Annotated in this window: 13 protein-coding genes; 6 read left to right on the top strand and 7 right to left on the bottom strand. The window is 68.4% G+C overall.

Going from position 1 to position 12,624, the window contains the following annotated elements; translation table 11 throughout:
* Positions 1–37: 37 nt before the first annotated feature.
* The 5 genes from HMPREF3114_RS15550 to HMPREF3114_RS15530 all read right to left on the bottom strand — a co-directional run bounded on the left by HMPREF3114_RS15550 (position 38) and on the right by HMPREF3114_RS15530 (position 4,743).
* Entirely contained in the window at positions 38–589 is a 552-nt protein-coding gene (locus HMPREF3114_RS15550) for an HdeD family acid-resistance protein (protein ID WP_049400854.1), read from the bottom strand.
* 58 nt (positions 590–647) lie between these two features.
* Positions 648–1,337 (bottom strand): ComF family protein, encoded by a 690-nt coding sequence (locus HMPREF3114_RS15545; RefSeq protein WP_070489971.1) that lies wholly within the window; start codon positions 1,335–1,337, stop codon positions 648–650.
* A gap of 88 nt (positions 1,338–1,425) precedes the next feature.
* A complete protein-coding gene (locus HMPREF3114_RS15540; protein ID WP_053496827.1) occupies positions 1,426–2,595 on the bottom strand; it encodes an L-dopachrome tautomerase-related protein in 1,170 nt (389 codons plus the stop codon).
* 145 nt (positions 2,596–2,740) lie between these two features.
* On the bottom strand, positions 2,741–4,066 hold the full coding sequence (locus HMPREF3114_RS15535) for a chloride channel protein (protein WP_053496818.1): 1,326 nt from the start codon (positions 4,064–4,066) through the stop codon (positions 2,741–2,743).
* A gap of 368 nt (positions 4,067–4,434) precedes the next feature.
* Positions 4,435–4,743, bottom strand: a complete 309-nt coding sequence (locus HMPREF3114_RS15530) for a hypothetical protein (protein WP_053496817.1) — start codon at positions 4,741–4,743, stop codon at positions 4,435–4,437.
* A gap of 159 nt (positions 4,744–4,902) precedes the next feature.
* On the opposite strand from HMPREF3114_RS15530, the gene bioB reads away from it, so the two are divergent.
* From bioB to bioC, 5 genes are all read left to right on the top strand, one after another.
* Positions 4,903–5,946 (top strand): biotin synthase BioB, encoded by a 1,044-nt coding sequence (gene bioB, locus HMPREF3114_RS15525; protein WP_005420125.1) that lies wholly within the window; start codon positions 4,903–4,905, stop codon positions 5,944–5,946.
* A gap of 67 nt (positions 5,947–6,013) precedes the next feature.
* On the top strand, positions 6,014–7,237 hold the full coding sequence (gene bioF, locus HMPREF3114_RS15520; protein ID WP_053496816.1) for an 8-amino-7-oxononanoate synthase: 1,224 nt from the start codon (positions 6,014–6,016) through the stop codon (positions 7,235–7,237).
* Between the two features lie 18 nt (positions 7,238–7,255).
* Positions 7,256–8,035 (top strand): pimeloyl-ACP methyl ester esterase BioH, encoded by a 780-nt coding sequence (gene bioH / locus HMPREF3114_RS15515; RefSeq protein WP_053496815.1) that lies wholly within the window; start codon positions 7,256–7,258, stop codon positions 8,033–8,035.
* Between the two features lie 29 nt (positions 8,036–8,064).
* Positions 8,065–8,844 carry an SDR family oxidoreductase gene (locus tag HMPREF3114_RS15510; RefSeq protein ID WP_005420130.1) on the top strand — a complete coding sequence of 260 codons (780 nt, stop codon included), beginning with the start codon at positions 8,065–8,067 and terminating at the stop codon, positions 8,842–8,844.
* A gap of 12 nt (positions 8,845–8,856) precedes the next feature.
* Entirely contained in the window at positions 8,857–9,741 is an 885-nt protein-coding gene (gene bioC, locus HMPREF3114_RS15505; RefSeq protein ID WP_005420131.1) for a malonyl-ACP O-methyltransferase BioC, read from the top strand.
* A 110-nt stretch (positions 9,742–9,851) separates the two neighbouring features.
* Here the strand turns inward: bioC and HMPREF3114_RS15500 are convergent, their stop codons facing one another.
* On the bottom strand, positions 9,852–10,484 hold the full coding sequence (locus tag HMPREF3114_RS15500) for a YdcF family protein (RefSeq protein WP_005420132.1): 633 nt from the start codon (positions 10,482–10,484) through the stop codon (positions 9,852–9,854).
* Positions 10,481–11,443 carry a pyridoxal-phosphate dependent enzyme gene (locus tag HMPREF3114_RS15495; protein ID WP_053496814.1) on the bottom strand — a complete coding sequence of 321 codons (963 nt, stop codon included), beginning with the start codon at positions 11,441–11,443 and terminating at the stop codon, positions 10,481–10,483. Before HMPREF3114_RS15495 ends, HMPREF3114_RS15500 begins: the two co-directional genes overlap by 4 nt.
* A gap of 160 nt (positions 11,444–11,603) precedes the next feature.
* Between HMPREF3114_RS15495 and HMPREF3114_RS15490 the strand changes: the two genes are divergently transcribed.
* Positions 11,604–12,095 (top strand): hypothetical protein, encoded by a 492-nt coding sequence (locus HMPREF3114_RS15490; protein WP_053496813.1) that lies wholly within the window; start codon positions 11,604–11,606, stop codon positions 12,093–12,095.
* Positions 12,096–12,624 lie beyond the last annotated feature (529 nt).

Raw genomic sequence — 12,624 nt, 5'->3', positions numbered from 1 at the left:
GCCAGTGCCGCGCCCAGCAACAACGCAAGCGCCGTTCTCACTTCAGCTTCCGCAGCTTGAACGCCACCAGCACCTGCAGCAGGCCGTACAGCAGGCTGCCAATGCCGATCCACAGCGTGGTCACCGCCACGCCCGCGTACGGGTTGGCCGCGAACAGCAGGCCCAGCACCACCGCCAGCACGCCGCTGAGAATCAGCAGCCACTCACCCTGGATCTGCTTGCGCACGCGGATCGCGAACACGATGCGATAGATGCCTGCCACCAGCAGCCACGCCGCCAGGAACAGCACCAGCACGCTGGCGGTGGCCAGCGGATTGATCACCGCCAGGATGCCGAAACCCAGCGAGGCGATGGCATACAGTGCCAGCCAGCCACGCGACGCGCCGCTGCCGCCGCTGACCAGTGCGAACAGGCTGATGACGCCTTCAACGATGGCCATCACGCCCAGCGTCCACGCCAATGCCATGGCGGCGGACAGCGGCCAGCCGATGGCGATGATGCCGAAGCCCAGCGCAACCAGCCCATACAGCAGCAGGATCCACCAGCTGCGACCCACCGCCGACAACAAGGGAGACAAGGGGGAATTCATGGCCACTCCTTCAGTCCAGTACCGGCCACATCCTAGCCCCCGGCGATGAAGACAGCGATCACGGTACCCGCGCGCACACCCATACCCGCACCTCTTCAGCGCCCACGCAGCGCAGCGTTTCGGCAATCTCCATCACCGTACTGCCGGTGGTCATCACGTCGTCAACCACGGTCAATCGGGGTGGCACCGGACCACGCACATCGAACGCATCGAACAGGTTCTCCCGGCGCTGTTCGGCCGTGCGTTCGGACTGTGGCGCCGTATGCCGCCGCCGGTACAGCCCATGCCAGACCGGCAACGGCAGCAGCCGGCACAGCTCGGCGGCCTGGTTGTAGCCACGCTGGCGCAGGCGGCGGCGGTGCAGCGGCACCGGCACCAGTGGTGGGCATGACCAGGCGGGCGGTGCCCGCTGCATCAACTGCGCCAGCAGGCGGCCAGCCGCCAGGTCCTGATGGAACTTGTAGCGCACCAGCAGCTGGTCCACTGGCGGCAGGTACAACAGGCTGGCATGGGTGGCCGTCTGCGGTGGCGCTTCCTCGCGGCAGCTGCCGCAGACGATCAGGGCGGCGTCCGGCAACGGCAGCGCGCAACGCAGGCAGGCGCGGCCGGCCCAGGGGAGTCCGGCGAGGCAGGCGCGGCACAGGTCGAGATCATCATCGCCCGGATCGCCGCATACCAGGCAGCGCAGTGGCAGCAGCACGCGAAGCGCCGCCTGCAGGAGGCGAGTGGACTTGAACAGGACCGGCATGCACTACAGCGTGATCGCACCCCGGCCCTGGGGCCATCAGACGCTCGCCCTTCAACCCGTAGGCATCCTTACCCGTTTACGGATCACTTCATCTCGTGGGCGCCGGCGCGGCATCCACCCGCGTGCGGTACACCATGTACGGCGCCTGCCGCCGATCAACGCCGCCATTGAATCCGGCTTGGCGGTGCAGCTGGTTGGCGGTGAAGTACAGATAGCCGTCCGGCCCCATCGACAGCGTATCCGGCCACAGGATGCGCGGGTCGTGCACCACCGTCGTCCATCGCCCCTGCGCGTCGCGGGCATGGATGGCGTTGTGCTCGTAGTCGCTGGCATACAGCCGCCCGTTGGCGTCCATCTCCATGCCATCGGAGGCGCCCTTGTCGCCCAGGTCGACCACCGCCGCCGCCAGTTCCGCTTCACTCACCTCCGGGTCGCGCAGCAGCGCGGTCGGCACGCTGTACAGATGACGGCTGGACAAGGGCGTGTAGAACAGGGTGCCGCCATCGGGCGACAGGGCGATGCCATCGGCGGCCACGGTGAACGGCGCCGACGAACCATCGGCGTTGCGCAGTCGCATCTGCTGCCCTTCCACGATCGGCACGAAGGTCGGGTCGGCTGACGTGGACACATGCCCGATCAGGCGCTTGGTGGCGCTACCGGTAGCGAGGTCGATCACGATGATGCCGCCGATACCGCTCAGCGACGAGTCGGTCACGTAGGCCACGCCCTCGCGGCCGACCCGGAAGTCGAAGCGCACATCGTTGACGTAGGTGCGCGCGTCGATGACGTTGGCCGGGAACACCAGTGTCCTGGCCACGGTATTGGTAGCCAGATCGATCGCCACCAGCTTGGCGCCACCGGCCTGCGGTGCGGAGAATCCGGGCGCTGCAGTGTCCAACACCCAAAGCCGGCCTTGGCGATCGGCCACCACGCTCTGCACGCTGATGAAGTGTGCAGCCGGGTCGGCTCCGTCCGCGCTGTTGATGCGCGCATCCGGATAGGGAACGGCGCGGCCGTCGCGCCATTCGGCCACGCTGTAGCTCACGTCATCGCCCCAGCGCGGGAAGTTGACGAAGATGCGCCCGGTTTCTGATACCGCCACGCTGGTGGGCATGGCACCTTCGAAACGCGCCACCGGTTCGAGGGTACCGATGCTGCGCTCGCTGGGCAGCATGGGCGCGCCGGACATCGCCAGCGCGGGGGAACTGGCCAGGGCCAGGACGGCAGCCGCCAGGCTGCGGATACGGCAGTTGATCATGGTGCTCTCGATGCGGGTCCGGGTGCAGCCCCGGTGTCGATGCATCTTCAGCGCCGCGCCGCGCATGGGGTAGACGGTGCAGCGCGGAATCAGCTTCACTGCTGGAGTGAAGATTCGAGATGATTGGTCCTGTTGATCAAGGTAATCAGTGAGGTCTATCAGCTGGCTCTGCTTTCGGCACCATCAACAGCTCCGCCAACCCACGGTAGATCGGCACGCGGCACACCAGCCCGGACACGCCGCGTGCGATCAGCACCGTGGCCAGGATCGGCAGCAGCAGATCACCACTGTCGGTCAGCTCCAGCGAGATCACCGCCGAGGTCAGCGGGGCCTGGGTGACGCCGGTCAGGTAGGCGCACATGCCCAGCAGCACGAACGCACGCGGGTCCACGCCCGGCATCAGTACGGCCAGGTTGTGGCCAAGGCCGGCACCGACCGCCAGCGCCGGCGAGAACAGGCCGCCGGGGATGCCCGCCACGTAGGACGCCAGATTCGCCAGCAGCTTCATCAGACCGAACTCGTGGCCCACCATCGCCTGCCCCTGCACCAGGCTGCGCGCCTGTTCGTAGCCGGTGCCGAATGCGCCTTCTCCGAACGCCAGGGCCAGCAGCACCACCACAAGCCCGCAGCCTGCGGCCAGCAACACGGGATGCCGCTGCCGTAGTTGCCCGAGCCAACGGGGGCGGCCCGCCGCACTGGCCAGCACCGCGCGCGCGAACAATCCGCCCAGCAATCCGGCCACTACGCCGCACAGCAGGATCGCCAGCCAGCCCTGGCCGAGCGGCAGGCGCGCGCTCACATGGCCGAAGTAGGTGTAGTTGCCCAACAGACCGAGCGATACCACGCCGCCGACGATCACTGCGGTCAACAGGGTGCCGGAGAAGCGATGTTCGAAACGGCCACTGAGCTCCTCGATGGCGAACACGATGCCGGCCAGCGGTGTATTGAATGCCGCGGCGATGCCCGCTGCACCACCCGCCAGCAGGAAGTGCGAGAGTTCGCGCGGATCCTTGAAGCCGAACCAGCGGCCGAACAGGTACATCAGGCTGGCACCCACATGCACGGTCGGGCCCTCGCGACCAACGGACGCGCCACCGAGCAGGGACAGCGAGGTCAGCAACAGCTTGCCGGCCGAAACCGCTGGGGAAAGGTTGGTTTTCCGGAACGGCTCATCGGGCTTGTCCAACGCAGCGATGACCTGCGGAATGCCGCTGCCCCGCGTGGGTTTCAGCACGCCACTGGTCAGCCAGGCCAGCAACGCGAAGATGCCGGGCGTGAGCAGCAGGGCCCACCACGGCGAGTGCGCGGTGATGCGCTGGAACAGATGGAAGGCCGCGTCGCTGGCCTTGGCAAACAGGATGGCCACCAGCGCTACGGCCACAGCCCCGCCCCAGAGCGCGGCACGGCGGCGCCAGGCCTCGCTTGGGACCAGCGCGGTGATGCGGCCGCGAAGGCGATGGAGATCGGTCATGCGAGGCAGTGTGGACGCAGCGGGAGCAGGTGGACAGCGGTCACTGTGGCCGAAGGCCTTGCAGGATGCGGTGAAATGCCCCGATACGGGTCGTCCCGACTGCCTGCCCCGTGCGTACATCGCTGGACGCGCAGGCGCTCCCGCCACCGGCGCTTTTTCACCCCGCGCTTCCAGTACACCGCGCGCAACCCGTTCGCGCACACGCTGGGCGTAGAAGACATCGGCAATGCCGGGGTGGCGCTGCGGGTCCAGCGACATCGCGTTCCCCACGATGCAGGCGATGTTCGGAACTGTCCATCGCAGTGGAAACGCAGTTGCGCATCGATCCGGGCGATGCCTTCATCGGTCAGCGCGGCGGTGCTTTGCCGCTACTGGTCGGTGAGAGGGACATCGCTGTCAGGACCTTCGTCCGTATCACGCAGGCAACCGTTTATCGCCAACAAGCGAACCAAGACATAGTGACCGAATGCTTCAAGTTCCTCCTTCGGCAGCATCGCCGGATCGAGCTCCCCCGCCGCGTAGTCCTTGAAGGTCACGAAGGTGTGATTCTTCCACTGCCCCGGCGCTTCGGCCTGGCGCAGATCATCCATCACCACGCGCAGGCCGCCGTCAGGCAGTTCGGCCAGGCTGCACAGCACCGCATGGCGGCGGATCGGGTAGGGCTGGTAGCTGTCCATGGCACGTGCTCGCGAGTCCGTATGCGGCAATGAACTTACACCGTAGCGCGCATTTCTGGCAGTCGATTTCTGTAAACCGAATTAATTACCAGTTAGTTGACAGCCTTCACCAACCCACCCACACTGCCGCCCTCGCTCCACTCGTACCCAAGGTCCGCCATGGCTGCTGCCATCCGCCACGACTGGCAACACGACGAACTGCAGGCCCTGTTCGACCTGCCGTTGCCCGAGCTGCTGTTCCGCGCCGCGGCGGTCCACCGTGAGCACTTCGACCCGGCGCAGGTGCAGGTCTCCACGCTGCTGTCGGTGAAGACCGGAGGCTGCCCGGAAGACTGCGCGTACTGCCCTCAGGCGCAGCGCTACAGCACCGGGGTGAACGCGCAGAAGCTGATGGACACCGATGCGGTGCTGGCCAAGGCCCGCCAGGCCAAGGCCGCCGGTGCGTCGCGTTTCTGCATGGGTGCCGCGTGGCGATCACCGAAGGACCGCGACATCCCGAAGGTAGCGGCGATGATCGCCGGGGTGAAGGCGCTGGGCCTGGAGACCTGCGCCACGCTGGGCATGCTCAGTGGCGAACAGGCACGCGCGCTGAAGGACGCCGGCCTGGACTACTACAACCACAACCTCGACACCGCACCGGACTACTACGATTCGATCATCCACACGCGCCAGTACCAGGACCGCCTGGACACGCTGGAGCACGTGCGCGAGGCCGGCCTGAAGACCTGCTGCGGCGGCATTGTCGGCATGGGCGAGACGCGCGCGCAGCGCGTTGGCCTGCTGCTGGCGCTGGCCACGCTGCCGGCGCATCCCGATTCGGTGCCGATCAACAGGCTGGTGCAGGTGGCGGGCACCCCGCTGCATGGCAGCGCGGAGCTGGACCCGTTCGAATTCGTGCGCATGATCGCGGTGGCACGCATCGCCATGCCGCGCTCGATGGTGCGGCTGTCGGCCGGGCGCGAAGCCATGAGTGACGAACTGCAGGCGCTGTGCTTCCTGGCCGGTGCCAATTCGATCTTCTACGGCGACAAGCTGCTGACCACCGGCAACCCGGAGAGTGAGCGCGACCTGGCCCTGTTCGCCCGGCTGGGACTGCAACCGATGGCGGTGCAGGTGGATGCCGAGGGCCACGATCACGGCGGTACAGTGCACGCCGACATCAGCGCCGATGCGCCCGGCTGCGGCTGCGCTCACGCGGCCTGAGACGGGGTACAAGCAGGCGTCGCGGCAACGCGCTACCCTAGCCGCCCCGTCGCCGCATTCAGCCGCCATGGCCCGCCCCGACCTGACCGCCCGCCTCCACGCCCAGCGCGCCCTGCGCGATGCCCAAGGCCGTCGCCGCACGCGGCGCACGGTCAACCGTCGTGATGGCGTCCGCCTGGAAGTGGACGGCCAGTGGCTGACCGGCTTCTGCAGCAATGATTATCTGGGCCTGGCCCAGCAGTTCAGCGTGGTCAACGCGCTGCAGGATGCCGCCGCACGCGAAGGCACCGGCGCCGGTGCATCGCATCTGGTCTGCGGCCACCACGCCCTGCATGACGCGCTGGAGCGCGAAGTGGCGGAGTGGCTGGGCTACCCGCGCGCGCTGCTGTTCGGTAGTGGCTTCGCCGCCAACCTGGCCGTGCAGCAGGCACTGCTGAGCGAAGAGAGTGATGTCTGCGTGCAGGACAAGCTCAACCACGCCAGCCTCTTGGATGCGACGCGGCTGGCCGGTGCGCGCCTGCGCCGTTATCCGCACCTTGATGCCGAAGGCGCGATGCGCCAGCTCAAGCACGCGCCCGACGGCGCGGCGATGCTGGCCACCGATGGTGTCTTCAGCATGGATGGCGACATCGCACCGCTGCGTGCATTGTCGCTTGTGGCACGCCTGCAGCAGGCGCTGTTCTATGTGGACGATGCGCACGGCGTAGGTGTGGTCGGTGACGGCCGTGGTGCCGTGGCCGCCGCCGGGCTGGGCGTGGACGATGTGCCGCTGCAGCTGGTCACGCTGGGCAAGGCACTGGGCGGTTCCGGCGCGCTGGTGCTGGGCCGCGACGATCTGGTCGAGCACCTGGCTGAAACCGCACGCCCCTACATCTACACCACGGCGATGCCGCCACCGCTGGCCGCCGCTGCACTGGAAGCGGTGCGCCTGGCACGCCGTGACAACTGGCGCCGCTCGAAACTGACCGACCTGATCGCGCTGTTCCGCAGCGAGGCACGCCGCCATGGCCTGGACCTGATGGCTTCGGAAACGCCGATCCAGCCGCTGCTGTGTGGTGACGATCACCGCGCCGTGGCGATGTCCAAGGCACTGGAGCAGGCTGGTTGGCTGGTCGGCGCGATCCGTCCGCCCACGGTGCCCGAAGGCAAGGCGCGCCTGCGTGTGACCCTGTCCGCCCTGCACACGCCGGAACAGGTGCGTGGCCTGGTGGACGCGATCGCCAGCGCGCGCGATCGCGTGGATCTGGCGGTGCGTGACGCCGCGCCACCGCCATTGCCTGTCTTTGCCTGAGCCTGCTGTCGTTTTCCCATGCATATCGACGTCACCGGCCAGGGGCCGGACCTGGTACTGATCCATGGCTGGGCCCTGCAGGGCGGTGTGTTCGCACCCTTGGTGCAGCGCCTGGCCGACCGGTTCACCCTGCATCTGGTTGATCTGCCGGGCCATGGCCACAGCCGCGAAGACACCACGCCGTTGCGCCTGCCGTTCGTGGTGAACGCCATTGCCGCGGCCACGCCGCCGGCGGTGTGGTGCGGCTGGTCACTGGGCGGCCTGTTCGCACTGCACGCCGCCGCAACGCTTCCGAAAGTGCGCGGGCTGGCGATGATCGCGGCCACGCCGCGCTTCGTGCGCGGCGACGACTGGCCGCATGCGGTGGAGCCGGCGGTGTTCGAGCAGTTCGGGCGCGAGCTGGCGACCGATTTCGGTGGCACCCTGGAACGCTTCCTGGCGCTGGATGTGATGGGCTCGGCGCACGCCCGCGAGGAGCTGCGCACGCTGCGCCAACGCCTGGTTGAGCGCGGCGCGCCCACCGAACGGGCCCTGCTGGAAGGCCTGCGCCTGCTGGAAAGCACCGACCTGCGCGGCGCATTGCCAACACTGGGCAAACCCAGCCTGTGGATCGCCGGCCAGCGCGACCGGCTGGTGTCTCCGGCGGCGATGCAGGCCGCTGCGGCATTGGCCCCGGGTGCGCAGGCGCTGACCATCGCCCATGGCGGCCACGCACCCTTCCTCGGCCATGCCGACGAGGTGGCCAGCGCCCTGCAACACTTCGTTGCCGGCCTGTCACCGGCCGATGGCGGACAATGAGCGCCTTCCTCATTCCACGGGATTGACGCATGGATCTGGGTATCAACGGCCGCTGGGCACTGGTCTGCGGCGCAAGCAAGGGCTTGGGCCTGGGCTGCGCGCGTGCGCTGGTGCGCGAGGGCGTCAACGTGGTGATCGTGGCCCGTGGCGAGGCTGCACTGCAGGTCGCTGCCGAAGAGCTGCGTGCACTGCCCGGTGCCGCTGAGGTGCGCGCGGTCGCCGCCGACGTCACCACCGACGCCGGTCGTGCCGCGGCGCTGGCCGCGTGCCCGCAGGTGGACATCCTGGTCACCAATGCCGGTGGCCCGCCGCCAGGCGACTTCCGCACTTTCGAGCGCGACGACTGGATCGCCGCGCTCGACGCCAACATGCTGGCGCCGATCGCGCTGATCCGCGCCACCGTGGACGCGATGATTGCGCGTGGCTTCGGTCGCATCGTCAACATCACCTCGTCGGCGGTGAAAGCGCCGATCGACATCCTGGCACTGTCCAACGGTGCACGCAGCGGCCTGACCGGTTTCGTCGCCGGCCTGTCGCGCCGCACCGTCGCGCACAACGTCACGATCAACAACCTGCTGCCCGGCCAGTTCGACACCGACCGGCTGCGCGCCAACTTCGCCCACACTGCGGGCAAGGACGGCGATGCCGGCGAAGTGGCCGAACGCCGCCGCCAGCAGATTCCCGCCGGCCGCTTCGGCACGGCGGACGAGTTCGGCGCCGCCTGCGCCTTCCTGTGCAGCGCACACACCGGTTACCTCACCGGGCAGAACCTGCTGATCGACGGCGGCGCCTACCCCGGTACGTTCTAAGAGACTTTCGCAATGCCGTCCCACTTCGATGCCCGCCATGTCCGCCGCGCATTCGCGCGTGCCGCCACCAGTTACGACGCTGCCGCCGCCCTGCAGCGCGAGGTGCAGTCGCGGCTGATCGAATCGTTGGACTACCTGGAGGCACGCAAGCCCGAGGTGGTGCTGGACATCGGCGCGGGTACCGGCCACGCCAGCGCGTTGATGAAGAAGCGTTGGCCGAAGGCGCAGGTGATCGCGCTGGATGTGGCACTGCCGATGCTGGACCAGGCCAAGCGCCAGGCCGGCTGGTGGAAGCCGTTCCAGCGCCTGTGCGGCGACGCCGCCGCGCTGCCGCTGGCCGACAACAGCGTGGACGTGATCTTCAGCAACCTGTGCCTGCAGTGGGTGGACGATCTGCCGGCGGTGTTCGCAGGCTTCCGTCGCGTGCTCAAGCCCGGTGGCCTGCTGCTGTGTTCCACCTTCGGCCCGGAAACCCTGATCGAACTCAACGAGGCCTTCGCGGCCGCCGATGACCGCCCGCACGTGAGCCGCTTCGCGCAGATCGCCCAGTTCGGCGATGCGCTGATGATGGCCGGCTTCCGCGACCCGGTGCTGGACCGCGATCTGTTCACCCTGACCTACGACGACCTGCCCTCGTTGATGCGCGAGCTGCGCGCGATGGGCGCGACCAATGCGCGGGTGGATCGCCGCCACACGCTGACCGGGCGTGGCCGTTTCGCTGCGGCGGCAGCGGCGTATGAACCGATGCGGCGCGCCGACGGCAAGCTGCCCAGCAGCTGGGAAGTGATCTATGCCCATGCCTGGGCACCGGACCCGGGCGCACCGATCCGCGAAGGCGGGCATGACGTGGCCTCAGTGCCGGTTTCGGCGATTCCGATCCGGCGCAAGCAGACCTGATCGAGAGCCGCCGGGCATGGCCCGGCGCTACCGGGCGCGCGATAGGGGCCGCGCCGGACGCGCGATATGGGTAGCGCCGGGCCATGCCCGGCGGGCACAGAGGCAACCGCTCAGGTATTGGCCGGCGAACTCAGCGGCGGCCGCACCAGGTCGCGGTGGAAGAAATAGATTTCCTGCACCAGGAAGCGCCAACTGGTGTGGAAGCTGCGGAAGCGCGTGCTGGGCGTGGACGAGGCCAGTGCATCGATGCCCAGCGCCTTGCTCAGGCGCAGCGCGCGCGCCATGTGCAGCGGATCGCTGACGATGATCACCCGGTGCAGGTTGCGCTGGTCCATCAGCCGCTTGGCTTCCACCAGGTTCTGCACGGTGTTGCGCGAGGCAGTCTCGATCAGGATCGCATCGTCCGGCACGCCGTGCTTGAGCGCATAGCGCCGCGCCACCTGTGACTCGGAAAAGCGCGCGCCGGTACCACCATAGCCGCCGGTGAAGATCAGCAGTGGCGCGAACTGGGCCTCATAGAGATCCAGCCCGTGACGGATGCGTTCTTCGAATACCGGCGACGGCTTGGCGTCATAGGCCGCCGCACCGAGCACGATGATGGCATCGGCCTTGGCCGCCTGGTCACGCTCGCCGACCCAGACGATCCAGGCAGTCACGCCCAGCAGCCAGATCACCAGCAGGACAAACAACCGCCACAGCCAGCCCAGCAGGCCAGTGCGATGCCGGTGCCGGTCGCGGCTCACGGCGCCCCCCAGCGCAGTGCCTGCAGGTCGACGTTGCCGCCGGACAGCACCAGGCCCACGCGCAGGCCGGCAAAACGCTGCGGCTGCGCCAGCACCGCGGCGAGCACGGTTGCCGATGACGGCTCGACCACCTGCTTGAGAACCTCCCACAGCAAGCGCATTGCCGCCATCGTCGCCGCGTCATCGACCACGATCACCTCGGCGTTGGCCGCGCGCAGCAACTCGAAGTTGGACGCGCCGATCAGGGTGCGCAGGCCATCGCAGATCGTGTCCGGGGTGAATGCCGCCTGGCGCTCGCCAGCGGCCAACGAGCGCGCGGTGTCGTCAGCGCCGGCCGGCTCGGCCAGCACCAGCCGGGTCTGCGGGCTGGCGAGCTGCAGGGCCCGCGCGGTGCCGCTGGCCAGGCCACCGCCGCCCACCGGCACCACCAGCACGTCGAACGGGCCGTCGCTGTGCAGCAGCTCCAGTGCCGCGGTGCCCTGCCCGGCCATCACCGCCGGGTCCGCATAGGGATGGACCAAGGTCGCGCCGGTATCAGCCTGCACTTTGGCGCAGGTGGCCTCGCGGTCGGCGATGGTTGGTGGGCAGCGCCAGAGCGTGGCGCCATGGCGGGCGATGTTGGCCAGCTTGGCCGCCACTGCACCTTCGGGCACCACCACGTGGCAGGGAATGCCACGGGTGCGCGCGGCCAGAGCCAGGGCGGCGCCGTGGTTGCCGGAGGAATGGGTGACCACGCCGGCGCTGGCGCGATCGGCATCCAGCGACCACACCGCATTGCAGGCGCCGCGGAACTTGAATGCGCCGCCGCGCTGCAGATGCTCGGCCTTGAACGCCAGCTGCGCGCCGGCCAGCGCATCGAGCGTGCGCGAACGCAGCACCGGGGTCACGCTGGCGTGCGGCGCGATCCGCGCAGCGGCAGCCAGGACATCATCGGCACGGGGCAACAGTGAATCGCTCATGACGCAAGATTAACGTATGGCTCCCTGCTGGCGACCCCGGCACAGGTCATGCCAGCATGGCAGCCTTCACCTCCATTCATCCTGGACAGTGAAGTTAAGGGCCGATTCAACGCCTGCGCACGAAGCTCACTGTACAACCCGTCCTCTGGGGGGACCCACCATGAAAACGCGCCTGATGCTTGCCGGTGGCCTGATGCTGGCCCTGGCCGGCTGCACCACCTACGACTATGTCGGCGGTGGCCGCAGCGGCAGCTACTACCACGGTGCGCCGTCGGTGGAGTACCGCTACCCCGCCGGCTATCCCTACAACTACGGCTACCCGTACTACGGCGGCTATGGCGGCTACTACGGCGGCTATGGCAATCCGTACTACTCGCGCCCGATCTACCGCCCGCCGCACAACCACCGCCCGCCACCGCGCCCACCCGGCAACGGCGGCGAGAACCGCCCGCCACCGCCGTCGCGGCCGTCGTACAACGGCGGTTCGCCGTGGCGGAACATGGACTCGATGCGCCGGCCGCCGCAATCGAACATCCAGCCCTCTGCGCCTCCGCCGCCGGCCCGTCCGGCTCCGGCGCCGAGTGCGCCAAGAATGAACGGTTCCCCCTGGCGCAACATGGATCGTGGGACGCAGCGCACAGTTGAGCGCTGAACCGTCTTGCATTTCACACGGTCCAAGCCGCACTCTACGGGGCCAGTGACGGCCCGCGTCACAAAGTGACAAAAACGACACGGGCCGCCGCAAAAAGCTCTACGTCGATATCCGACAGGAACATCTGGATCCCCCCTGTTCCGGCCCTGTCGGATGTCGGCACCTCTGAAGGCAGACGGCCCCGCAGTGCGGGGCCGTTTGTTTTGCGGGGTCGTCAACCGGCGGCCGCAGCTTCCGTAGATCCACGCCATGCGTGGATGGCGGCCTCCCGATAGCGCCAAAAAACAGGGCCGGACAGTCCCCCGACTGCCGGCCCCCTGCTCCCCCACCGTGCGCCTGTACCGGCCCCTGTTCCAATTCCGGTCACGGGCGCCTGCGGCGCCAGCCACGGTGGGTGCTATTGGGTTATCTGCAAAAATCCTGCCAACTTTAGGGCTGATTTCGACGGGAGCCGGCTGGCGCCGACGTCCCAGCCCCGAATGGCGCTAAAATCGCCACCCCGGTGCCGCCCCGGCCGCGCCCGCCCCCA

It is taken from the genome of Stenotrophomonas sp. HMSC10F07 (genome assembly GCF_001807895.1).
GTDB classification, from domain to species: Bacteria; Pseudomonadota; Gammaproteobacteria; order Xanthomonadales; family Xanthomonadaceae; genus Stenotrophomonas; species Stenotrophomonas sepilia.
Note: the sequence above shows the minus strand (reverse complement) of the source record. Positions and strands in the feature narration are given on the sequence as shown.

What these genes read in the sequence shown, in the direction of transcription:
- HMPREF3114_RS15550 (WP_049400854.1), bottom strand. Translation starts at nt 589, where the DNA reads ATGAATTCCCCCTTGTCTCCCTTGTTGTCGGCGGTGGGTCGCAGCTGG.
- HMPREF3114_RS15545 (WP_070489971.1), bottom strand. Translation starts at nt 1,337, where the DNA reads ATGCCGGTCCTGTTCAAGTCCACTCGCCTCCTGCAGGCGGCGCTTCGC.
- HMPREF3114_RS15540 (WP_053496827.1), bottom strand. Translation starts at nt 2,595, where the DNA reads ATGATCAACTGCCGTATCCGCAGCCTGGCGGCTGCCGTCCTGGCCCTG.
- HMPREF3114_RS15535 (WP_053496818.1), bottom strand. Translation starts at nt 4,066, where the DNA reads ATGACCGATCTCCATCGCCTTCGCGGCCGCATCACCGCGCTGGTCCCA.
- HMPREF3114_RS15530 (WP_053496817.1), bottom strand. Translation starts at nt 4,743, where the DNA reads ATGGACAGCTACCAGCCCTACCCGATCCGCCGCCATGCGGTGCTGTGC.
- bioB (WP_005420125.1), top strand. Translation starts at nt 4,903, where the DNA reads ATGGCTGCTGCCATCCGCCACGACTGGCAACACGACGAACTGCAGGCC.
- bioF (WP_053496816.1), top strand. Translation starts at nt 6,014, where the DNA reads ATGGCCCGCCCCGACCTGACCGCCCGCCTCCACGCCCAGCGCGCCCTG.
- bioH (WP_053496815.1), top strand. Translation starts at nt 7,256, where the DNA reads ATGCATATCGACGTCACCGGCCAGGGGCCGGACCTGGTACTGATCCAT.
- HMPREF3114_RS15510 (WP_005420130.1), top strand. Translation starts at nt 8,065, where the DNA reads ATGGATCTGGGTATCAACGGCCGCTGGGCACTGGTCTGCGGCGCAAGC.
- bioC (WP_005420131.1), top strand. Translation starts at nt 8,857, where the DNA reads ATGCCGTCCCACTTCGATGCCCGCCATGTCCGCCGCGCATTCGCGCGT.
- HMPREF3114_RS15495 (WP_053496814.1), bottom strand. Translation starts at nt 11,443, where the DNA reads ATGAGCGATTCACTGTTGCCCCGTGCCGATGATGTCCTGGCTGCCGCT.
- HMPREF3114_RS15490 (WP_053496813.1), top strand. Translation starts at nt 11,604, where the DNA reads ATGAAAACGCGCCTGATGCTTGCCGGTGGCCTGATGCTGGCCCTGGCC.